Genomic DNA, 20,271 nt, shown 5'->3' on the forward strand with positions numbered 1-20,271 from the left:
TTCTCAGGGGGGTGTGATCTGGTCAAAACGCGTCCCTTAACTCCGAGATTGTGGTGCCGCGATAGTGGGCGCACCTCGACCCTTCGGTATCGGTACCGACAACGCTCGCGTTGCGTGTTGTGGTTTTCCAGGAATGGCCATCATCTTGATTGCGTACACTCGAGGGAAACGCCCTGCAGAATACTTCATTTAGGTGCCGCGCCGTTTTCCGGGGAGGACGCTGGTATCCCTGCAAAACGATCGCGGCTAGCCCACGCGCTCGCGCGCAAAATGGAAGGTGATCTCAACAATGATGTTCGCGCCCGGCAATGGCAGAGCCGCGAAAGCACGGGACGGGACGCGGGCAATTTCGCCCGCCTCTGCTGTTAGGATCTGTTCGAGGGTTGCCCAAAGCTGTTAGCCGCACAGTGGCAGGGACGGCAGTAATTGGGGGGAGGAGCGGACCTTCTTTGGGACGACACCGCTGACGGACAAAGTCTCACGCGATCAGTTAGGCTTCTTAAGAAGCGAATTCGAGGAATCCCATCCAAAACACGAAAGCTGACGGCCCGGCGTTTGTTGCAAACAGTGTTAGGGCACAATCTGCCCGCGTTGGATCGCAATGGCCACTGCATGCTCACGCGTTTGCGCGCCGAGTTTTTTGCGTGCGTTGCGCAAATAAAGCTCGACACTCACTGTCTTGAGATTGAGGCGGTCGGCGATCTGCTGGCTTCGCAACCCACGGGCGGCCCACAGAAGGCACTCGCGCTGCTGCGCTGAAAGCGGCACTACGCTAGCCTGGTTCACGGTCAGGTGCCGCAGGCGTTCATGAGCGTAAAGCGCGCTCATGCGCAGCGTGTTCCCGTGCTCCCTGATGACCTTGGCAAATGACGCGCGATCATACCCGGACCCTATATTCCAGCCGCCTGCACCATCGCGGCCATAGAGCTTAAAGGTGACGGAGAAAGCAGCGTTAAGTCCAACTTGGGCGGCTTCTTCAATCATCCGAACCTGGCGAGGCTGAAGATAGGCATAGTCGGCATGATGGGCGCGACCAATGGGCACGGATTGGGTTGTCGCGCAGCAATAGACAAAGAACGGATCGATCGCCCCATAGCCTTGCTCCTGATATCGATCCTGCCAAGTCTGCGGCATAGTGGAACGCAGTTTAACGCCGTCGCGCGTCAGATCTGCATGGATCAAGCGATCAAATCCGAACTTCTCGAAGAACGAAATGGTCTCCCGCCAAACGGCATCAGCGTCCTCCGCTGCCACCATTGTATTCAGAAAACTCTCAAGCCTTTTCATTCATTCTCCATAAAAATCAGACACTTCGGCTGGTAGTATATGGATTTCCTTAGATTGCGGTACGTCGGCACCAATGTCTATGTGTTTGTCACTCTTTGCTCAGACCCGGCCAGCGTTGCTTTCGCGGCGGACCTGCCAGAGAGACTTTTCGCGGCTAACCTTCCGGGACCATTGGCGCTTGAGAGGAGGTGCCAGGGCCTGCGTGGCCCGCAGCATAGGAAGACTGCATGACAAAGTACCTCTCAACACTTCTCAGCATCTGTTTTGCAATCACACTCTTGGTTGTTGCTGGCACGTCGACCGCTCAGGCTCAGTCAGACAAAACGACAATCCTTGTTCTTGATGCGTCAGGGTCGATGTGGGGGCAACTTGAAGGCGGCAAGACCAAAATAGAGATAGCCCGTGAGGTGCTCGGTGACTTTTTTACGTTGCGCGACCCGACGGTGCCGCTTGGCGTCATAGCTTATGGACACAATCGCAAAGGTGATTGCACGGACATTGAAGTGGTCGCCAAGGCTGGCCTTCAGGAGTCGGGAGCTCTTGGCGACCGCCTCAACCGCATCAACCCCAAAGGCAAGACGCCGTTGGCACAAGCCCTCCACCTGGCCGCGTCCGAGATCCCCATCACTTCTGAGGAAGCGGATATTGTCCTGGTGACGGATGGTTTGGAAACCTGCGGCGTTGATCCTTGCGCCGTTGCGGATGAACTGGCCGCAGACGGCGTTAAGATCCGTGCCCACGTCGTCGGCTTTGGCCTCACCGAAGCTGAAGCAGACACTCTCGCTTGCGTTGCCGATAGAACCGGCGGCCTGCTGATGCGCCCACAATCCGGCGCCGAACTGGCGGAGGCTTTGTTGCGGACAACCGTGGCGGATCAACCCTTGCCTGCTGCAGGCGTCCGGTTGATTTTCGCCTACGCTGGCGGAATGCCCGAGTCATATCGCTGGGCCCTGCGCGACAATGCGACAGGCGACGAAACGGTTCTGGCTGAAATATCCGGCGACGAACGATACGACCCCTTCCCCATTGAACGCGACGCCGGCTCGTACACGGCCCTCGTCACAGCCGAAAATGGCTCGGGCGAACAGGATTTTGAGGTCATATCGGGCCAGGCGCAGGATGTGACCGTGAAGATGATCGGCAATTTGCCGGTTGCCATCATGCGCAATAAAGGTCCGTACGCTGCGGTCGCTCAAACCCTGTTGATTGAAGTCGACGTGACAGCCGAGGGTCAGGAAGCGGGCGGCGCTGCCATGACACTCAACCTTTACCAAGTTAACGCTGACGGAAGCCGGGGCGACAGCATCACCTATGCAACCGTTGATGGTTCTGTCGGCCCCCGCGAGGCCGGGATGAACATTCCCGGGCCCGGACAATACCTTCTCAGCCTCGAAACCTGGGCCGGTGACAATCTTCAAACCATGACAATCACTGCCGAGACTGACCCTACCGTCACGATCAGCGCACCGCCTGCCATTGAGCCTGGTCAAGCCATTCCGATCGAAACCCGAGGCAGCCAGCTTCGATACGACACCATCGAAATCTGGCAAGCGGACACTCAGGTCAATTCCGGGCTCTATCTGGGTGACATCGCTCTTGGCCAAAAGATCAGTGCGCCGACAGAACCTGGCAGCTATGACATTGTGTATCGCGGCTACAACGCAAGCGGTGAGATCGTCGAAAAGGCCCGGACCGCGATTGACGTTGGAACGGTCGTTGATGACGCAACCGGCGACATCGCGACCGCGCAAATCGCCCTGGATAGGCCTGCAGATGCGAACATGGGTCACGGCCCCGACGCGCCCGGCGCAGATGGTGTGGCATGGGAAGATCACGCCTATGACTGCCTCAATGGCGGCTGGTGCGACGTGAAAGACCCCGACACCAATCTCAGTTTCGTGCTGCCAGAACTCTGGGTCTCGACGAAGCCGTCATTGACGCCAATGACTGCGGGAACAGCCAATGTCGGCGTATTGCGCGATCAACCTTATGTCGAGTTCACCGATTCAACGGGCAACAAGGACATGATCGTTCTCAACCCGCATCAATGGGTGGACTCGAATGGTTTTTGCGAGCCGACCCGCGCCGGCGACCTTTGCATGTTTCAGTATGACGCCAGCCAGTCGCCCACCGAAGACGCCTATGAAGACTTCCAACTGCTACAAGACACCCTCACCCAGGGCGAAGTCGACGCCAATTGCGGCCCCAAAGCCGATTGCCCGATCGCCCGTTACAACCCGGAATATTCTGTCACCATTCCATACGGCTGGGTCGCAGAAACACTGGTGCCCGGGTCGAATGGCAAGCTGACCGGTTGGTATGTAGACCGCGATCCCGGCGGCAACTTCAAAATGATCGGCCTCAATCAGCCCGGGGGACAAGATTGCGAGCCAACGGCGCTGGGTGAGCTTTGCTACTTCACCGCTTACATCTCATCAGCGGAATTCAGCCTGATACGCGACACGCTATCGCCAAGCGCCAGGCCCACCGCTCAGGCCGTACCCGCAGCCGGGCTCAGCACACCGACCGAACTCACCGATAGCGAGTTCAACAGCGTTTTCTCGATTATCGAAGGTCAGTGAAAATGAAATTGTCTTCGCTCATTCTCGCCGCCGCCATAGCAACGGCACCAGCAACTGCGCTCGCGTGCAATTCGCCGGTTATTACCATTGACGCAGATGGACAGGCGACGTGGACCTCGCCCAAAAACGATGCGCGAGCGCAAATGGAAGATCTGATTGGGCCCGCGCCGACCAAAGATGCAATAGCCGTGTTCGATGCCCGCACGCGCTCGGGCCAATGGGCGGACCTGAAGTCGGTATCGCCTTCGGAAATCCGCGTACTGGCCGGCATTGATTCTCCCGGTTTCCTCTATGCTGGTCCCGATGAATGCACGCCACGCAATGCGGATATCATTCTGCCCGAAAATGGTGGTCGGGTGCCGGTCGACCTCTTTCCTGACGAACCGTCGATTGGTCTTCAGCCTCGTCCGGGCCTTTGGCAAGCAAATCTTGGTGAAACGCAAATGGAAGGCTGCCCGGCCGTGTTGCAGGGCGTATTCCCCGTTGCGGGCAAGCTGCCCGCCGAAATGCTGGAACCACGGCGGCTCGACTTCACGCCGCCTTTCCATCCCAAACAACTCCCCAATGCCGACCAGATACGCGGCACATGGACCGCAACAGGCGAGCAAAAGTGGCAGATGAACTTCGATACGGTACCAGGCATGGACACTCAAATGCCGGGCGGCACGAAGGTAACGTGGGATTTGACCGTTATCAGTCCCTCAGAGATGCAGCACCTCTCGACTGTCCACGTCAAACTGCCGGACGAGATGATTGCCGTCTTGGGCAGCGGCAAGAGAGACTGTCGGGTCTATACCACAAGTGCCTGGGTGCGGCTAAGTGATTGATTCAAGCCCCGCAACCAGCTTTAAGGGGCAGCATGGGGATGATGCCTCCTGGACAGCTTTCGGTCTCTCGTCCCAATAGCGTCATTCCGCTAACCACCTTGCCTGCGCCTGAAAGCGGACATAGCAACCGATGGCCTCTGGCCCCTGTCTGGACGGTCCTCAGAGTGCCATGGTTGGATTGACCTGCGAGGCGCATGCTTGAAGCCGTCAGCGTATGATACGAAACCTGTGCAATGGCGCTAGAGGCGGACTGGATCGAGCCAACATTGCGACGCTGCGTGCGCTGCAGGCAGGGTTGCATTGGTCCCCGCCAAGGCTGCTACACCCAACTTTACTTGATGGGAGCCGTCGTTCTGTAACGAACTACCGATGACCTAAATGAGGTCTTTTTTGGGGTTCTCGCCAGATCCCGTTAGGGCACCAATTCTGCGATAGGTTGCGCGGGAGGATAATAGGTGCACGCGCATGGTGGCGTTGGCCCATTCAGCGTCGCGGAGGACAAAGGCCTCGACCATGTCGCCATGCTGGCGGTTGCTGCGATAAAGCTCCTCGCGTTCCCAATTATTGAACGTTGGGCTGACGAGAGGTTTACGCGCGATCGAATTGATCATGTCGCTCAACAGCGTATTGCCGCCTTGCGCCCAGATCGCGCGGTGGAATGCGGCATTCAGTTCGCGATAGGCCCGCCGGTCCGGCTCTTTGGTCTTGATGGCATGGTCCATGCGCTCGTGGAGGTCCTTCAGGCGCCCAAGGAATGCATCGTCGACCTTACTCATGGCAAGATCCACTGCCACGGGCTCCAGCGCAGCGCGCGCCGAAAAGATATGGATTACCTCATCGGGGTCAGTTTCGGCAACGGTGGCCCGGCGGTAGGCCTCGCGGCGTATTACGCCCTCCGATTGCAGGCGGCGCAAAGCTTCGCGCACGGGCGTCCTGCTGACACCTAGCCTCGTCGCCAGTTCCCCCTCGGGCATTGTGTCGCCGCCAATATACGTGCCGTCGGCAATCAGGCCCCTGATCGTCTCATAAATGTCCTTGCTCATGCTATCTGCCTCGCCGATACCTTTGCCCGCAGGGCTGTATGCTATCCGTTGTGCGCCTTGCGACGTAACTCGGACGTCTCAAAAATTTCGGTCGTGCAACCATTGTGACACTATCTTGGCGGCTTCGCCCAGTTGGCTGGGCTGATTGACGAAATAATGGTTCGCGCCATCGACGCATCTAAAGGTTTTGTCCTTGGACGCAACTGCGTTGAAGATGGCCGTCGTGTGGGGCTGGGGCACGGCATCGTCGGCGCCACATTCGATTGCCAGGAAGGGCACCGACACGGCGCCTGCGGTAACAAGACTATTGGCATTGGTATGCTCGGGTGACCATTGGGACAGCCACGACCGTAGCGTCGAGAGCCGTCCGAGGCCGACTGGCCCGCTATTCACCGTCTCCGGATGTCCGAGATAGGACCAGCCCGACTTGCGGCTATTGGGGTCGATGGAGGGGTCCAGGAAGCGCAGGTCGGCCATGGTGCGATGGGTAACAAAGACGCGCTCAAGCTCCTTTCCGTTCGCCTCACGCAGCCGATCGAGCGTATCGGCCACTCGGTTGGTAATGCGCTGCATACGGGCCTTCTGGGCAGCCCGATAGGCGGCGATGAACTCCGGCGCGAAGGGCGCGGCAGCACGCTCATAGCCCGGGCGATATATGTTGAGCGCGGGGTCACAGTCGTCTGGGTTGTTTTCGTCATGCACCGACGGGTCGAGCCACTCAGTCAACAGCGTTGCACGCGAGGCATGGGCGGCCAGACTGAGCACGGCATCGGCCGGAATGAGTTCAGCACCGATCAAATCCACCGGATCGCCGGCGGGCGTCTGAGTGATGCTGGGACGCTCGGCTTGCGACTGATAGAGCATCGTCAGAGAGCCACCGCCGCTCCAGCCGCACAGCACAACGCGGTCATAGCCCCATTCATGGCGTGCTGCCCGAATATAGGCCCCGAGATCGAGGACGACATTCTCCATGATCAGGGCGGTGTCGTTGCGTTGATAGCGGCTGCCTGCACAGAGTACATGGTGACCCATTTCGGCCAAGGCGCGTGGCAGTGGCAGGAGTTGCAGCGTCGATGCCGGATGCATGAAGATCAGCAAGGTCCTTGAAACCACGCCTTCGGGCGCGATCAGAATGCCTTCAAGATTGGTACGTCCCTGGCTTCCGGAAAATCCATAGGTTTCCGTGAAATTCTGGTTCGCAGAGAAGCTGATATGCTTCCATTCAAAGGTCAGCTTATGCGTGGTCACGACGGGGTGCTCCAGGGAGAATTAAGGTCCGGCGTCCGATTGGCTCAGGCAGCGATTTCAGCGCGCGGCGGGGTCAGGCCGGGATAGGCCTCGGCGATGGCACCGTCGTAAAGGTGACAGCGTACCCGCCGGCCATCGGCGAGGGTCGCTAGTTCGGGAGCGACGCTGGTGCACAGATCGGTCGCAAAAGGGCAGCGCGACGAGAACCGGCATCCGGGTGGAATATTCTGCGGGGAGGGAACGTCGCCCTTCAGTTCGATCCGGCTGCGGACTGCGCCCGGCGTCATGTTGGGAATGGCGGCCATCAGGCGCTGCGTATAGGGATGCAGGGGCTCGGCCAGGATATCTTCGGCCGGGCCTTCTTCGACGATCTGCCCCAGATACATGACGGCGACGTGGTTGCAGATATAACCAACGGTCGCGATGTCGTGCGAGATATAGAGGACCGCCAGCCCGAGTTCGCGCGACAACTCGTCAAGCAGTTCCAGAACGCTGGCTTGAATGGAAACATCGAGCATCGAGACCGGCTCGTCGGCGACGATGAAACGTGGCTCGAGCACCAGGGCGCGGGCGATGGCGACGCGCTGGCGCTGCCCGCCGGACAGGTCGCTGGGATAGCTATCGAGATGGGTCGAGGCCGGAATGCGCACATGATCCAGCGCGCGGGCAATAAGGGCCCGCCGCTCCAAGGCGGGGCCGATGCCGTGGATCTTGAGCGGCTCCTCGATGATCTGGCCAATGGTCAGACGCGGATTGAGCGAGCTGTAAGGGTCCTGAAAGATGATCTGAGCTTCGCGCCGATACTGCTTGAGCGCCCGTCCTTTGAGGTGGGTGACCGGTTCGCTGTGATAGAGCACGTCGCCGCCAGTTGGCTCGTACATCCGGACCAGCGACATGCCGAGCGTGGATTTTCCGCAGCCGGATTCCCCGACCAGTCCGACGATCTCGCGCTCGCCGATGGTCAGGTCAACGCCATCAAGGGCGCGGATGGCGGGAGGCGTTCGGCCTGCCAGGGCGCTGACCAGACCAGCGCGCGCCTGAAAATGGGTTTGAAGATTCTCTGCGGTCACGACCGCGGGGGTGGATGCGCGGGTCATATCGCTGCCTCCTTGGCGCGCCAGGTCTCAGCCTGCCGGGCAGCCAGTCGAAATTCTGGGGCCCGCTCGGCAAAATGGCAGGCCACGGCGTGGCCATCGGATGATTGGATCAGTTCAGGTTGCTCGGCATGGCAAAGCGCGGCTGCAAACGGGCAGCGGGAGGCAAAGCGGCAGCCTCGTGGCGGCATGAGCAAATTTGGCACCGTGCCCGGAATGGAGATAAGGGGCTGCCTGGACGTACCTCTGACCGGCAGCTTGGGAAAAGCATTTTGCAGCCCCATCGTATAGGGGTGGCGCGGGCGCTGCAGCACATCGGCGGTGGCACCGGATTCGACCAGCTTGCCGGCATACATGACCGCAGTGGTTTCACAGGTTTCCGAGACCACGGCTATATCGTGTGTCACCAATATCATGGAACGACGCAGATGCTCATGGATGCCGCGGATGCGGGTCATGATCTGATCCTGCATGATCGGGTCCAGCGCCGTGGTCGGCTCGTCGGCGAGCAACATTCCGGCATTCAAGCTCAGTGCCATGGCGATGACGGCACGTTGGCGCATACCACCGGAGAACTGGTGCGGGAATTCCCGTAGCCGTGCTGCCGGCAGCCCCACCACCGCAAACATTTCTGCGGCGCGCGCCCAGGCCAGGCCATAGGGGATCTTCTCATGCGCGAGGATGGACTCAACAATTTGGTCGCCAATGCACAGAACGGGGTCGAGCGAGTTCATGGCGCTCTGCGTGATCAGCGATATCTGGGTCCAGCGCACCTGTTGCAGGGCCTTGTCCGACAGACCAAGAATGTTTTTTCCATTGAGCAGGACGTCACCGGTGACCGTCGTGGCTTCCGGCAGCAGGTTCATGATGGCCTTGACCACAGTGCTCTTGCCGCATCCAGATTCGCCCACCAATCCCAGTGTTGTTCCGGGTTCGACTGTAAAGGAGACATTGTCGATGGCGTTGAACGGGCCACGGAACGTGCCATAGGCGACGCAGAGGTTCTTCACTTCAAGGCGGGCGGCCGGCTTTTGTGCCAGACGCGCGTTCAGGTCTTGCAAGGCAGTCATATCTAGCGCCTCCGCAGTCTTGGATTGGCCTGCTCTTCATAGCCACGTCCGATGAGATAGAGCGAGGACACGAGGAAGATCAGCCCGAGCGAGGGGGGCAACACCCACCACCACGCGGTGCGCAGGCTTCCGCTGGAGAAAGCCGTGTTGAGCATCTGGCCCCAGCTGATGACGGTCGGATCGCCCAGTCCCAGAAAGCTTAGGCTCGCTTCGGTCAGCACTGCGAAAGCGACCGACATGGTGATCCATAAAAAGACCACGCGAAAAATGTTGGGCAGGATGTGTCGCATGATGATGTGGATATGGGAGGCACCCGCTGCACGGGCCCACTTCACATAGACCCGCTCGCGCTCGGTGAGCACCGCCGATCGGATGATGCGGGCGCCATTGCGCCAGAACAGCAGCGTAATGACCAGCACGATGTTCTCGATACTCGGCCCGAGCAGGGCGACAGCAACGATGGAGAAGGGCAAGGTCGGAATAGAGAGAGCGACGTCGGTAATCCGCATTAAAACGTCGTCAATCAAGCCACCGAAATAGCCGGCCACAACGCCGAACACTGTCGAGATAATTCCGACAGCGAAGGCTGCGACGAGGCCGACGATAAAGGCGACGCGAAAACCGTACAGGAACTGGCTCAGCACGTCATTGCCGAAGGCCGTCGTTCCGAATGGATTGGCCGATGATGGCGGGGCGAGACGCAGCAGGCGACCGCTTTCCGTCAACATGGCCTGGAACGGGTCATAGGGCGCCAACCATGGCGCGAAGATCGCGATGGCAGCGAAGATGGTCAGGATGACCATGCCCGCAACTGCGAAGCTGTCGCCGATCAGCAGGATGAAAGACTCGCGGGCCGCAGCCAGCATTCCTTTGCCCGCGATGGGAGGCAGATCGGTCTTTGGGGTCGATTGGCTCATTTGTAGACCACCCGGGGATCGAGTTTGCCGTAGGTGAGGTCGGCCGCCAGGTTGGCGAGCACGATCATCACGGCCAGCAGGAAGAATGCGGCCTGAGCCAGCGGATAGTCCTGGCGCGTAACGGCCAGCACCAGTTCCCGTCCGACGCCCGGCCAGGAAAAGACGATTTCGATGACGACGATACCGGCGATGGTTTCTGCGAGGGCAGGAAACAGCCAAGTGATCAGCGGTAGCAGCGAATTGCGAGCCGCATGCCAGGCGACGCGCGAGGACGGCACGCCCTTGGCCCGCACCAGTTCGATATAGTCCTCAGTGCGGTTTTCCACGACGCCACTGCGCATCAGCAGCAGGTTTTCGGGCAGGAAGTAAATGATCACGGCGATCAGCGGCAGCGCGAGATGGTGCAAGAAATCCAGTGTCAGGTAACGGGCAAAACCTTGTGTGGGACCGGGGTCGCCCATGCCGAAACCGGGGAACCATCCGAGCGTGCTCGAAAACACCGTCAGCAGGGCGATGCCGATGACGAAACTGGGCGCGCCGCGAATGATCGTGGCGAGGAAGATGCCACCGCGCTCGATCTTGCCGCCGCGTTTGGACCAGCCCACCAGCATGCCGAGGGCCGCCCCGGCAAAGGCCCCAAGCAACAGCCCCGGCACCGCGATCCACAGCGTATTGCCAATGAGCGGCCAGAGGACTTCCCAGACCGGCTTGCGGTAGAAAAAGGACGAACCGAAATCGCCGCGCAGCAGATTGCCCATGTAGCGCAGATACTGATCCCAGAGTGACCCGCTTAGCCCCCACTGCGCGATAAGGGTCTCACGGGCCGCGTCGGTCATGCCGCGTTCCATCAGAACGGCCGTCGGGTCGGCTGGCATCACGCGGAACATTACGAACATGATTGTGGTAACGGCCCAGACGACCACTACGGCTTGCGCAAGGCGGCGCAGAATATAGGCTCTCATCGGGTTTTCTCCGGCAAGGAACGGCCACGGGTGGGTACGAGTACGGCTGGTGGCCATGGCGCGCGGCCACAGGACTTGGCACTGATGGCAGTCAACGCATCGCGCTCTGCAGCAAAACGGCCCGCCGCTTTGGCGGCAGGCCGCTCCTGTACTTAGTTCGGCGGATAATGCAGTCGACCCTGAGCATCCCAACCGTAACCGGCGGCTTCGAGCGTGGCGCGAGCTGCGTCGATGTCGAACGGGATGGGGGCGAGGTCAGAGTTATGCCACATGCCCAACTGGGTCGGCACCGAGCCTTCGCCAGCCGGCACCGCAAAGCCGAGCCAGCCTTCGATTGCCGCGCGCTGCTTATTGGTGGCAAGCCGCAGAGCCTCACGGAAGGCCAGATCGGTGAACGGCGCTTTCTCGTTGTTCAGCCAGACCAGAAGCGAGCCATGCGAGGGAATTTCGAGAAAGTCGAGGGACGCTTCCTGCACCGCAAGGTCGCTCATTGCTGCCACCGGCAGAACCGTCGTGGCAATGTCAGCCGCACCCGAAAGCATGGCCGAACGGATGGCGTCGGCCTGGCCAAGCGCCAGGCGGCGCAGACCATCATATTGCGGTGCGTTGAAATGGGCGGTGTTGGTGTCGAGTTCGTGGACCTCGTTCATGCGCCAGGTCTTGAACTTGAACGGACCGCTACCGATCGCCACGCCGTCGGCGATGACATCACGAGCCGTTACGTCCCCTTCATAGTCGGCCCACAGATGCTCGGGCAGAATGAAGAGGTAGGTCAAAACCGTGGTGACGAAGGCGGCGTCAGAAGTCTTGAGCTTGACCTCGAAAGTGCGCTCGTCGATCACTTCGGCACTTTCCAAGTTGGCAATGCGCGAGCTCATGGCCGGGGGTTGTGCCTCGACAACCATGTTGATGGTGAAAGCCGCATCTGCGGCAGTGACCGGCTTGCCGTCGTGGAAGGTCATGCCGTCGCGCAGCACGATGCGTACTGTCTGGGGATCCGTGAATTCCCAGGACTCCGCGGCCCATGGCACGGTCTCACCCTGTGCGTTGTTCTTGGCAAAGGTGTCGTAGACGAACCGCAGCCAACCCACGGCACCTTCTTCGGCGAGCGGATTATAGGTCGTTACGTCTTCCAGGTAAGCCCAGTCCAGAATACGGTCGTCGGTCTTGGGCACAGCCGATAGCCAAGGATCTACCAGGCCTTCATGGGCGGCGACCGGCGCCGGGCTGGTTACATTCTCCCATTTGTCGCTGTTCCACAGGATGCCGTAAACCGTGTTGGTCGCAGGCCACCAGGGCGCCTGGTCGTAGAAGCGCTGCTGGGCGGCGTAGACTGTTTCAAGGCGCTGAGCCTGATCGACCTGGCTGCGCTGAGCGGTTGCCAGCGCGGTAAATTCCTCGTCGCACCATTTGGCGCCATTGCGGCGCGCGCCACAGGCGCCAAGGTCATAGAGCCAATAGGTGGGATCAACGCGATCCGGATCGGCACCGACGGTGAATACAGCCATGTCCTCAAGGCCGCCACCAACCATGATGTTGGAGATGAAGGCACTAAACTGTACTGGCTGGAGCTGGAAGCTCAGGCCGAGCTTGGCCCATTCTTCGCTCATGACACGGGCAGACTGTTCGTACATCGGCCCCATGTCCGACGCGTAATAGGCAATCTGGAGTTCGGGAACCGGCTCACCCAGCGCCTGCGCATGAGCGGTTCCCGTCATAAGCGCGATACTCATCGGCAGCAGCGCCATGGCTCGCCACGATCGAATAGAATGCTTCATCGTTGTTTCCTCCTCGAAATTGTCCGGCATGTGCTGCCGGCGCCCCGACTGCCTGTCGCTCCCGCTGGGATTGCAGGAGCGCCTCCTCTGGCATGTCTAAAAGTGTATACCAAAACCACTTGTGTCAAACAAATATTGCTAGATAATAGCGCTTCACCGACTAAAGTGGATACACTTTTGGTATTTTGGCCTGCGTTGGAGGGGTTGCATGCGACACAGTTGGGTTCTGGGGGCGAATGAGCCTGAGTGTGATTTCCCGTTGGCAAACTTGCCTTATGGAGTGTTTTCCACGCCGGGCAGCGCGCCGCGCTGTGGCGTTGCCATCGGGGATAGCGTGGTCGACCTCGCAGCGCTGAGTGATGCCGGATTGCTGGGCGCAGTGGCCGCCGATTGTGGTTTTGAGCAAGACACAATCAACGCTTTCATGGCGCAGGGCAGGACGGTTTGGGATGCTATACGCGCCGACTTGACCGAGCTTCTGGCCAAAGATGGTCGCGCGGCCTTGCGGGACAATGCGCGCTTGCGGGAAACAGCGCTGTTGCCCCTCGGTTCGGTCAGTCTGCACCTGCCGTTCCGTGTGGGTGGCTACACCGATTTCTTCGCCGGCCGACAGCACGCCGTCAATTCCGGGACAATTTTGCGGGGGGCGAACAACGCCCTTACCCCAAACTGGCCGCATATGCCGATCGCCTACAACGGACGCGCCTCCTCGGTGGTGGTCTCAGGTACGCCGGTACGCCGCCCGCTTGGCCAATTCCTAGTTGAAGGCGAGGAGGGGCCGCATTTTGGTCCCAGTCGCCGACTGGATATTGAAGTGGAGTTTGGGGTCGTCGTCGGCAAGCCGACCGCCCACGGTGACATTCTTAGCGTCGCTGAAGCGCATGATCACATTTTTGGCTTCGTCCTGCTCAACGACTGGTCCGCGCGCGATATTCAGCGTTGGGAAGGCCAGCCACTCGGCCCCTTCCAGTCAAAGGCGAGCGCGACCACGATCAGTCCCTGGGTCGTGCCGCAGGCGGCGCTCGCCGCTTTCCGTGTGCAATCGCCTGAACGCGACGTTCCGCTGCTGCCCTATCTGCACGAACAAGCCGATTATTGCTTCGATATCAATATCGAAGCATGGCTGGGGACTGATTCGGTGGAGCCGGCGCGGCTGGTGTCCACCAACACCAGGCACCTGTACTACTCCGCGCCGCAACTGCTCGCCCACCACTCCATTAGCGGTTGCCGTATGCAGGTGGGCGACTTGCTGGGCTCCGGCACAATTTCCGGCCCCGAACGTCCCCAATTTGGCTGCATGATGGAACAGAGTTGGGGCGGGCGCGACCCGATCCAACTGGATAACGGCCTGGAGCGGATATTTCTCGAAGATGGCGACAGCGTGCGGATGACCGGTTGGGCGCAGGGCGAAGGCTACCGCATAGGTTTTGGCGTGTGCGACGGACAAATTCTCCCTGCCCATGCCTGGCCAAAGCGGTAGCGGCGTTCATGCAAATCTGCCGTTTCAACGAGAATCGTCTGGGAGTGGTGCGCGACAACCGCGTCTATGACGTGTCGGGGGTCCTCGATAGGCTGCCGGTTTTCCGCTATCCGCTGCCCGAGCATGACCCACTGATCGCTGCCTTGCCGGAGCTGCGGCCAATCATTGAATCCATGTTGGCGGGGGCGCGTTCTGTCGACCTTGCCAGCGTGCGCCTGCTGCCGCCAGTGGCCTCACCGCGCAAGATCGTCGCGGCCCCGGTCAACTACCGCAAACATATTGAAGAGGCCCGCAGCGACGCGGCCATCCATCATCACCAAGCCATCCTCGACATCGATAGAGCGGGGCTGTTTTTGAAAGCGACAAGCTCGCTGATCGGCCCATCCGACCCACTGATGATCCGTCATGCCGACCGCCGCAACGATCACGAAATCGAACTGGTTGCGGTAATCGGCAAGACCGTCGACCGCGTGACGCCGGAGAAGGCACTTGACTGCGTGGCTGGCTATTGTGTCGGCCTCGACATGACGGTGCGCGGCACCGAAGAGCGGTCTCTGCGGAAATCCGTTGATACATTCAGCGTTATCGGCCCCTGGATGGTGACTGCTGACGACATAGCAGACCCCGGCCAACTCGTACTGGAGCTGCGAGTCAATGGTGATCTACGCCAGCAAGCGTCAACGGCAGACCTGCTGCGAGACCTGCCATCGTTAATTGCCCTGGCATCCTCCTTCTACACGCTCAGACCCGGCGATTTGCTCTTCACCGGCACGCCCGAAGGGGTTGGTGCAGTGAAATCCGACGACAGCATAGCCGCCTGGATTGAAGGCATCGGCACCATGCAGGTCGCGGTCCACTAGACCAATATTCATCAAGGATTTCATCATGAACTATGTCGTTGAACCCATGCCCGTACAAAGCCTGCCCGTGGCCGGAGAGGACGCCCGTTTCCCGTTGCGGCGCATCTTTTGCGTGGGGCGGAACTATGCCGACCATGTGGTCGAAATGGGCTTCGTGCCGGAGCGTGAGGCGCCGTTCTTCTTCACCAAGCCGATCGACGCCATCGTTGAGGACGGCGCAACGGTGCCGTATCCCCAACTGACTGAGAATTTTCACCACGAGGCCGAGTTGGTCATCGCCATCGGCAAGACAGGGAGCAATATTGCAGTCGAGGACGCACTCGACCATGTCTTCGGCTATGCCGTGGGGAATGATCTGACGCGTCGCGATCTGCAATTTGCCCTGCGCGATCGGAGCCACCCTTGGGATTGGAGCAAGGCGTTCGATAAATCGGCTGTTTGCGGCGCTGTGCATCGTGCTGTGGCTGGCCAACCTCCAAAAGACGCGCGCATCCAGTTGCTCGTCAATGGCGAAAAACGGCAGGATAGCCCGCTAGCGGCGATGGTCTGGTCGGTTTCTGAAATCATTGCGGCGCTGTCGACCTCGGTGCAGATTCGCCCCGGCGATTTGGTCTACACCGGCACGCCATCTGGCGTTGGGCCGCTCCTCCCCGGCGATGTCTGCACTGTCACGGTGACGGGCCTGGGCGCGATTACCACGACCATCGGGCAGCGCGAATGAGTGAGCTGACCCTGCATAACTACTTTCGCTCATCGACATCGATCCGCGTGCGGATAGCCTTGGCGCTCAAGGGGCTCGATTATGACTATGTGGCCTGGAACCTACGCGAGGGTGCGCAGCAAACGCCCGAATATCTGGCGATCAATCCGCATGGGGTAGTGCCCACGCTGGTCGTGGATGGTCAGGCGCTGACACAGTCGATCCCGATCATAGAGTACCTGGAGCAAACGGTTCCCGATCCGGCTCTCTTGCCGACTAGCCCGCTAGACCGCGCGCGTGTCCGTGGTCTTGCCGCGATGATCGCTTGCGATATTCATCCTCTCAACAACCTGAAAGTGCTGACTTATCTGGAGGTGGAGTTGGGCGTTGATACAGAGGCGCGTGCGCACTGGTTCCGGCACTGGGTCCAAATGACATTCGGGCCGCTGGAAGCGATGTTGGCCAATGACCCGCGAACCGGCCAATTCTGCCACGGCGATAAACCGGGCTTAGCCGATATCTGTCTGTATGCCCAAGTCATGAACAATCGCCGCTTTAAGATAGGACTTGAGGACTATCCCACCATAGCGAGAATATACGACGCCTGTAGCACGCTAGCGGCCTTCGTTCAGGGGGCTCCCGAGGCGCAGCCCGACGCATCATAGATCCGTCTTAATACCGTGAGTAACGCTGCGCCAAAATATGAGGCGCGCGTATGCCTAACAACGCAGGTGCCGTTGTCTCAACACGGGAAGAAATGGGCCACGTGGTCCTGACGGTGTTAGGCATGGTTGCGCAGATGGAGCGGCGCTTCATCAAGGAGGCGCGCAACCGACCGCGTGCTGTGCTGGGGCGTCCTGGCGATGGCGATCACGAGTGGGATCGGCGCGGCTTTCGCGTGGTGACCTGCATCGGCATAGAAGGCTCAGTCGTCATGATTGTCGTCGTGACCGCGGCGAGCCTGGTTGTCATCGTCACCATCTTCGTCTTCGCCGTATTGTGTCGGCGCCATCATGTTGGCTGCGACAAGATCCGCCTCGGTGCACAGCACCGTGCCCGTCACGCGACCGCCCGGCAGCATGAAGGTGCTCTCGGTCTGGCTGCCGACGCCGGCGGCCTGGCAGTGGCTGTAGATAAGATCGGGCGTGAGCTGCGCCCGGACGTCGCCGGCCAGAGCCGGCAATGCCGCGCTCAGGCTGCAAAGCACGACGGCAATTCCGATGGTTGATGTGTTCATTTTAGTTCTCCTTTGATGATTGGAATGATGTGATCGCGTCCGGAGCCGTGCCGGGGAGCCGGTCGATGAACAGGGCCTCGATGCCCTGCCGGCTGGCAAGTTCGGCGCCGGTTCCGGGGCCAAGCACCAGCAGGGCAGTTGCCCAGGCATCGCCCCCCATACAGGTGGCAGCCATGACGGTGACGGCGGCCGGGCCATCGGCGAGCGGTGCCCCATGACGCGGGTCCATGGTATGGCCGTAGCGGATGCCGTCGCGCTCGACGAAGTGCCGGTAGTCGCCGGACGTGGCGACGGCGCCCTCGCTCAGTTCGATCACGCCTTCCACCGCGCGGTGACCAGTTTGCGGCTTCTCAACGGCCACCCGCCAGGGCGAGCCTTCAGGCTTGCCGCCAGCTGCACGCAATTCGCCATCGATCGAGACGAGAAAATGCTCGACACCATGGGCCATCAGCACGCTGGCCAGTTCGTCGACGCCAAATCCCTTGGCAATGCCGGAAAGGTCGAGCGTCACCGCAGCAAGCTTGCGGACCCGCTGCTGGGCGTGGTCGAGTTCGAGGCAGAGATGGGCCGGGCGTCGAGCAACGGTAGTTTTGGCATCCGGCCACTTCTGGTCGCTGCTGGCAGCCTGGCTGCCAAATCCCCAGGCAGCCACGAGGTCGCCCACGCCGATATCGAAGGCACCCTCCGACAATCGGCCGATCTCCAGCGCTGCCGCCAGCACCGTGAAGAGTTCCTCGGGCATCTTGCACCAGATTCCTGTCGGCGCGCGGTTGAGCCGCATCAGTGCCGAATCCGGTTTCCACGTCGACATCTGGGCGTCGACCGCATCGACCGCCGCCTGCAGATCGCGGTTCAGTCCGGATCGGACCGCGTCGCCACGGGCATAGAATACCGCCGAGTAGCGCGTCCCCATGGTGGCGCCGCTGAACACCTGCCGCTCCAGCGGCAGGATCATCAAGTCCGGCTGGCGCCCTTCGCTGCGTTCAATAGGCATCTTCAAGGTACAGTCCCTTCTGCTTGAGGCCATCTACGCTGAGGCCCAGCGGTGCCAGGCAGTCCTGGATCGCCCCACGCACGCCATTGGCCATGTCACGCCCGCCGCAGACCATGATCTGCGCGCCCTGCTGGACCAGGCGGCGCACGGTGTCCGCCTCCGCGCTCACCAGGTCCTGCACATAGCCGCCGCCCATGACGCGGGAGAACCGGGCGTTGAGCGAGGTCAGGCGGCCTGCGTCCAGCGCGGTTTGGAGGTCGTCGCGATAGAGGAAATCCGACGCCGGATCGCGGCCACCAAAGAACAGATGCACGGGACGGCGATGCCGGTTGTGCCGGACAAAGCCCGCGAGCGGCGCCACCCCGGCGCCCGCGCCGATCAGGATCAGCGGACGGCGCCCTTGCTTGGGCCGGAAGTCCGGATTGGGGCGGATGAAGCTGTCGATCGCCTCGCCCGGCACCAGCGAATGCAGGAATTCCGAGCACAGCCCGTCCGTCTGCTTGCGCACGCAGATTTCCAGGACGCCGTCACGCGAGGCCGAAGCCAGCGAATAGTAGCGCGGCGCGGCGCCGCCGGGCGGCACGATACCGACCAGGTCACCTACCTCGAAATGCGGCAACCGGGGGCCGAACCAGCCCCCACGGGGCTGTGGCGCGGCAAATTTGAGCACGACGACCGGCGCCTGGACTTCCATGCCGTAAAGGGTGCGCTCGACCAGCAAGAGTTTTCTGGTGGCGGGCCGCGCCGCAACGTGGTTCAGCACCAGAGGCAGGCCGAGCCGCGCGCCGAGGCCCTTGCCCCAGGCCGCAAAGTGCCCGGCCGATTGCCGGTCGACGCTGCCCAGAGGCAGCAGGCGGGACAGGCCCTTGGCCGCCAGCGCGGCGTCGACCCGGGCGGCAAAGCCGCAGAACTGGGCAAAGCTCTGGTCGCCAAAGCCGAGCACGGCGAAGCCGGGTGTCGAGGCAAAGCGCTCGAGCCGGGCGAGGAACTGGCGGGCGGAGGCCGGCGCCGCGCCATCACCATAGCTGGCGGCGAGCACCAGCAGCCGGGATGCGTTCGGATAGCTGCGCCGCAACTCGTTCATGGCGGCGACATGAACGCGCTGGCCCTGCAGCCGCAGGGCGTCCTGCAGCGTGGCGGCAAAGCCCCAGCTGCTGCCGCCTTCGCTGCCCACCAGAATGATCGTGTCGGCATCGCGCCAGGAAACATTGCCGGAGAAACGCGGCGTGTTGCGGCGACGCATCCACCAGATGATCGTACCGGTCACGGCCAGCAGCGGCACGCTGAGCGCGCCCAGCCCCACCAGCAGCGCCACCAAGGGCGCGCCCTGCCCGGTATGCAGCAGGTAGATGAATTCATAGGCCCGCTGCCAGGCATCACTTGGCGTGAAGGAGAGCATGGCGCCGGTGCCCTGGTCGACATAGCCCTGTCCGGCCTGGGTGGTGACGGTGAAGACGTCCGTTGCATCGCCCATCGCCGGGAAGGTCAGTTCGCGCAGATCAGTCAATGGAATGGCGGCGAGCGCCTCAAGCGAGGCAATGGGCGCTACGCTATCGCCAGCGCTGGCCGGTGGAAATGCGAACATCGCGCCAGCATTTTCCGGCAGCAGCGCAAAATTGACCGCCGACATATAGGCGCCGGTCACCGAGGTCAGCAGCAGCACGGCAACGCCGATACGCGCCAGGTCGGTATGCAGCCGCTGCGAACCGGTGCCGCGCGATGCAGCAAGCAGCTTGCGCCAGCCGCCCACCTTGCCCACCAGCAGCAATGTGCCGCTGATGGCGAGCGCCAGGATGATCAGCGCCGCGACCCCGGCTGCGCCGTGCCCGACATTGCCCAGCATGAAGGAGCGATGCAGGTCGGTGATGAAGCTGAAAAAGGCCGACGGCGCATAGGCGCCGGCTGCCGCGCCGGTCTGGGGATCGACAATCACGGCGCTCCGCACCCCGTTCTCGGCCGTATAGGCGACCAACTGACCCGATGCTGAGCGCACCAGGCGCTCCACACCAGGCAGATCTGCGGCCACGCGGTCAGCCAGCGCCGCCACGTTAACGCCGCTGTCCGCAGCCATCGTCGTGGCCGCATCGGCGAGCGGCTGCAGCGACAGCACGAAGCCGGTCGTGGCCATGAAGATGACCAGCAGACCGCCAAACAGGCCGCCAAGGGAGTGAAGTCTGCGCATGGATCTGCTC

The 20,271-nt window shown here is 61.2% G+C and carries 17 protein-coding genes and 1 pseudogene; 7 read left to right on the forward strand and 11 right to left on the reverse strand.

Annotated elements, in window-relative coordinates:
* Nucleotides 1-570: 570 nt before the first annotated feature.
* The gene (locus tag BUA69_RS06775; protein WP_046133736.1) at nucleotides 571-1,287 is read right to left on the reverse strand and encodes a LuxR family transcriptional regulator; all 717 of its coding nucleotides are present in this window, start codon (nucleotides 1,285-1,287) and stop codon (nucleotides 571-573) included.
* A 227-nt stretch (nucleotides 1,288-1,514) separates the two neighbouring features.
* On the opposite strand from BUA69_RS06775, the gene BUA69_RS06780 reads away from it, so the two are divergent.
* Both BUA69_RS06780 and BUA69_RS06785 read left to right on the forward strand, forming a co-directional pair.
* A complete protein-coding gene (locus tag BUA69_RS06780) occupies nucleotides 1,515-3,869 on the forward strand; it encodes a vWA domain-containing protein (RefSeq protein ID WP_082093688.1) in 2,355 nt (784 codons plus the stop codon).
* A gap of 2 nt (nucleotides 3,870-3,871) precedes the next feature.
* Nucleotides 3,872-4,696 (forward strand): hypothetical protein, encoded by an 825-nt coding sequence (locus BUA69_RS06785; protein ID WP_143154442.1) that lies wholly within the window; start codon nucleotides 3,872-3,874, stop codon nucleotides 4,694-4,696.
* Between the two features lie 374 nt (nucleotides 4,697-5,070).
* On the opposite strand, the gene BUA69_RS06790 is transcribed toward BUA69_RS06785, so the two are convergent.
* From BUA69_RS06790 to BUA69_RS06820, 7 genes are all read right to left on the reverse strand, one after another.
* Nucleotides 5,071-5,739 (reverse strand): GntR family transcriptional regulator, encoded by a 669-nt coding sequence (locus BUA69_RS06790; RefSeq protein ID WP_046133734.1) that lies wholly within the window; start codon nucleotides 5,737-5,739, stop codon nucleotides 5,071-5,073.
* A 78-nt stretch (nucleotides 5,740-5,817) separates the two neighbouring features.
* Nucleotides 5,818-6,987 (reverse strand): alpha/beta hydrolase, encoded by a 1,170-nt coding sequence (locus tag BUA69_RS06795; protein WP_052950351.1) that lies wholly within the window; start codon nucleotides 6,985-6,987, stop codon nucleotides 5,818-5,820.
* 44 nt (nucleotides 6,988-7,031) lie between these two features.
* Nucleotides 7,032-8,084, reverse strand: coding sequence for an ABC transporter ATP-binding protein (locus BUA69_RS06800; RefSeq protein WP_046133733.1), 1,053 nt, complete (start codon nucleotides 8,082-8,084; stop codon nucleotides 7,032-7,034).
* Nucleotides 8,081-9,151, reverse strand: a complete 1,071-nt coding sequence (locus BUA69_RS06805; protein WP_046133732.1) for an ABC transporter ATP-binding protein — start codon at nucleotides 9,149-9,151, stop codon at nucleotides 8,081-8,083. The genes BUA69_RS06800 and BUA69_RS06805 overlap by 4 nt, the downstream gene beginning before the upstream one ends.
* Before the next feature lie 2 nt (nucleotides 9,152-9,153).
* Nucleotides 9,154-10,068: an ABC transporter permease gene (locus BUA69_RS06810; RefSeq protein ID WP_052950350.1), complete on the reverse strand. Its 915-nt coding sequence runs from the start codon at nucleotides 10,066-10,068 to the stop codon at nucleotides 9,154-9,156.
* Nucleotides 10,065-11,030 carry an ABC transporter permease gene (locus BUA69_RS06815; RefSeq protein WP_046133731.1) on the reverse strand — a complete coding sequence of 322 codons (966 nt, stop codon included), beginning with the start codon at nucleotides 11,028-11,030 and terminating at the stop codon, nucleotides 10,065-10,067. Before BUA69_RS06815 ends, BUA69_RS06810 begins: the two co-directional genes overlap by 4 nt.
* Nucleotides 11,031-11,182: 152 nt before the next feature.
* Nucleotides 11,183-12,808, reverse strand: coding sequence for an ABC transporter substrate-binding protein (locus BUA69_RS06820; protein WP_160300088.1), 1,626 nt, complete (start codon nucleotides 12,806-12,808; stop codon nucleotides 11,183-11,185).
* Between the two features lie 208 nt (nucleotides 12,809-13,016).
* On the opposite strand from BUA69_RS06820, the gene fahA reads away from it, so the two are divergent.
* The 5 genes and pseudogenes from fahA to BUA69_RS21220 all read left to right on the forward strand — a co-directional run.
* Nucleotides 13,017-14,288, forward strand: a complete 1,272-nt coding sequence (gene fahA, locus BUA69_RS06825; RefSeq protein ID WP_046133729.1) for a fumarylacetoacetase — start codon at nucleotides 13,017-13,019, stop codon at nucleotides 14,286-14,288.
* Nucleotides 14,289-14,296: 8 nt separating this feature from the next.
* The gene (locus tag BUA69_RS06830) at nucleotides 14,297-15,148 is read left to right on the forward strand and encodes a fumarylacetoacetate hydrolase family protein (protein WP_046133728.1); all 852 of its coding nucleotides are present in this window, start codon (nucleotides 14,297-14,299) and stop codon (nucleotides 15,146-15,148) included.
* 25 nt (nucleotides 15,149-15,173) lie between these two features.
* Nucleotides 15,174-15,869, forward strand: a complete 696-nt coding sequence (locus BUA69_RS06835) for a fumarylacetoacetate hydrolase family protein (protein ID WP_046133727.1) — start codon at nucleotides 15,174-15,176, stop codon at nucleotides 15,867-15,869.
* Nucleotides 15,866-16,513 (forward strand): maleylacetoacetate isomerase, encoded by a 648-nt coding sequence (gene maiA, locus BUA69_RS06840; protein ID WP_046133726.1) that lies wholly within the window; start codon nucleotides 15,866-15,868, stop codon nucleotides 16,511-16,513. The genes BUA69_RS06835 and maiA overlap by 4 nt, the downstream gene beginning before the upstream one ends.
* 74 nt (nucleotides 16,514-16,587) lie before the next feature.
* Nucleotides 16,588-16,671 (forward strand): annotated as a pseudogene (locus BUA69_RS21220) (recombinase family protein); the annotation flags it as partial.
* Nucleotides 16,672-16,773: 102 nt separating this feature from the next.
* On the opposite strand, the gene BUA69_RS20935 reads toward BUA69_RS21220, so the two are convergent.
* Genes BUA69_RS20935 through BUA69_RS06855 form a run of 3 tightly spaced genes read right to left on the reverse strand, consistent with a single transcriptional unit; the run spans nucleotide 16,774 to nucleotide 20,261 of the window.
* On the reverse strand, nucleotides 16,774-17,085 hold the full coding sequence (locus BUA69_RS20935) for a hypothetical protein (RefSeq protein WP_046133725.1): 312 nt from the start codon (nucleotides 17,083-17,085) through the stop codon (nucleotides 16,774-16,776).
* A 1-nt stretch (nucleotide 17,086) separates the two neighbouring features.
* Nucleotides 17,087-18,079 (reverse strand): FAD:protein FMN transferase, encoded by a 993-nt coding sequence (locus BUA69_RS06850; protein ID WP_244468688.1) that lies wholly within the window; start codon nucleotides 18,077-18,079, stop codon nucleotides 17,087-17,089.
* Complete coding sequence (locus BUA69_RS06855; protein WP_046133724.1) at nucleotides 18,069-20,261, reverse strand: PepSY domain-containing protein; 2,193 nt, start codon at nucleotides 20,259-20,261, stop codon at nucleotides 18,069-18,071. The genes BUA69_RS06850 and BUA69_RS06855 overlap by 11 nt, the downstream gene beginning before the upstream one ends.
* Between the last annotated feature and the right edge of the window lie 10 nt (nucleotides 20,262-20,271).

It is taken from the genome of Devosia limi DSM 17137, from assembly GCF_900128975.1.
GTDB classification, from domain to species: domain Bacteria; phylum Pseudomonadota; class Alphaproteobacteria; order Rhizobiales; family Devosiaceae; genus Devosia; species Devosia limi.

What these genes read in the sequence shown, in the direction of transcription:
- BUA69_RS06775 (WP_046133736.1), bottom strand. Translation starts at nt 1,287, where the DNA reads ATGAAAAGGCTTGAGAGTTTTCTGAATACAATGGTGGCAGCGGAGGAC.
- BUA69_RS06780 (WP_082093688.1), top strand. Translation starts at nt 1,515, where the DNA reads ATGACAAAGTACCTCTCAACACTTCTCAGCATCTGTTTTGCAATCACA.
- BUA69_RS06785 (WP_143154442.1), top strand. Translation starts at nt 3,872, where the DNA reads ATGAAATTGTCTTCGCTCATTCTCGCCGCCGCCATAGCAACGGCACCA.
- BUA69_RS06790 (WP_046133734.1), bottom strand. Translation starts at nt 5,739, where the DNA reads ATGAGCAAGGACATTTATGAGACGATCAGGGGCCTGATTGCCGACGGC.
- BUA69_RS06800 (WP_046133733.1), bottom strand. Translation starts at nt 8,084, where the DNA reads ATGACCCGCGCATCCACCCCCGCGGTCGTGACCGCAGAGAATCTTCAA.
- BUA69_RS06805 (WP_046133732.1), bottom strand. Translation starts at nt 9,151, where the DNA reads ATGACTGCCTTGCAAGACCTGAACGCGCGTCTGGCACAAAAGCCGGCC.
- BUA69_RS06810 (WP_052950350.1), bottom strand. Translation starts at nt 10,068, where the DNA reads ATGAGCCAATCGACCCCAAAGACCGATCTGCCTCCCATCGCGGGCAAA.
- BUA69_RS06815 (WP_046133731.1), bottom strand. Translation starts at nt 11,030, where the DNA reads ATGAGAGCCTATATTCTGCGCCGCCTTGCGCAAGCCGTAGTGGTCGTC.
- BUA69_RS06820 (WP_160300088.1), bottom strand. Translation starts at nt 12,808, where the DNA reads ATGAAGCATTCTATTCGATCGTGGCGAGCCATGGCGCTGCTGCCGATG.
- fahA (WP_046133729.1), top strand. Translation starts at nt 13,017, where the DNA reads ATGCGACACAGTTGGGTTCTGGGGGCGAATGAGCCTGAGTGTGATTTC.
- BUA69_RS06830 (WP_046133728.1), top strand. Translation starts at nt 14,297, where the DNA reads ATGCAAATCTGCCGTTTCAACGAGAATCGTCTGGGAGTGGTGCGCGAC.
- BUA69_RS06835 (WP_046133727.1), top strand. Translation starts at nt 15,174, where the DNA reads ATGAACTATGTCGTTGAACCCATGCCCGTACAAAGCCTGCCCGTGGCC.
- maiA (WP_046133726.1), top strand. Translation starts at nt 15,866, where the DNA reads ATGAGTGAGCTGACCCTGCATAACTACTTTCGCTCATCGACATCGATC.
- BUA69_RS20935 (WP_046133725.1), bottom strand. Translation starts at nt 17,085, where the DNA reads ATGAACACATCAACCATCGGAATTGCCGTCGTGCTTTGCAGCCTGAGC.
- BUA69_RS06850 (WP_244468688.1), bottom strand. Translation starts at nt 18,079, where the DNA reads ATGCCTATTGAACGCAGCGAAGGGCGCCAGCCGGACTTGATGATCCTG.
- BUA69_RS06855 (WP_046133724.1), bottom strand. Translation starts at nt 20,261, where the DNA reads ATGCGCAGACTTCACTCCCTTGGCGGCCTGTTTGGCGGTCTGCTGGTC.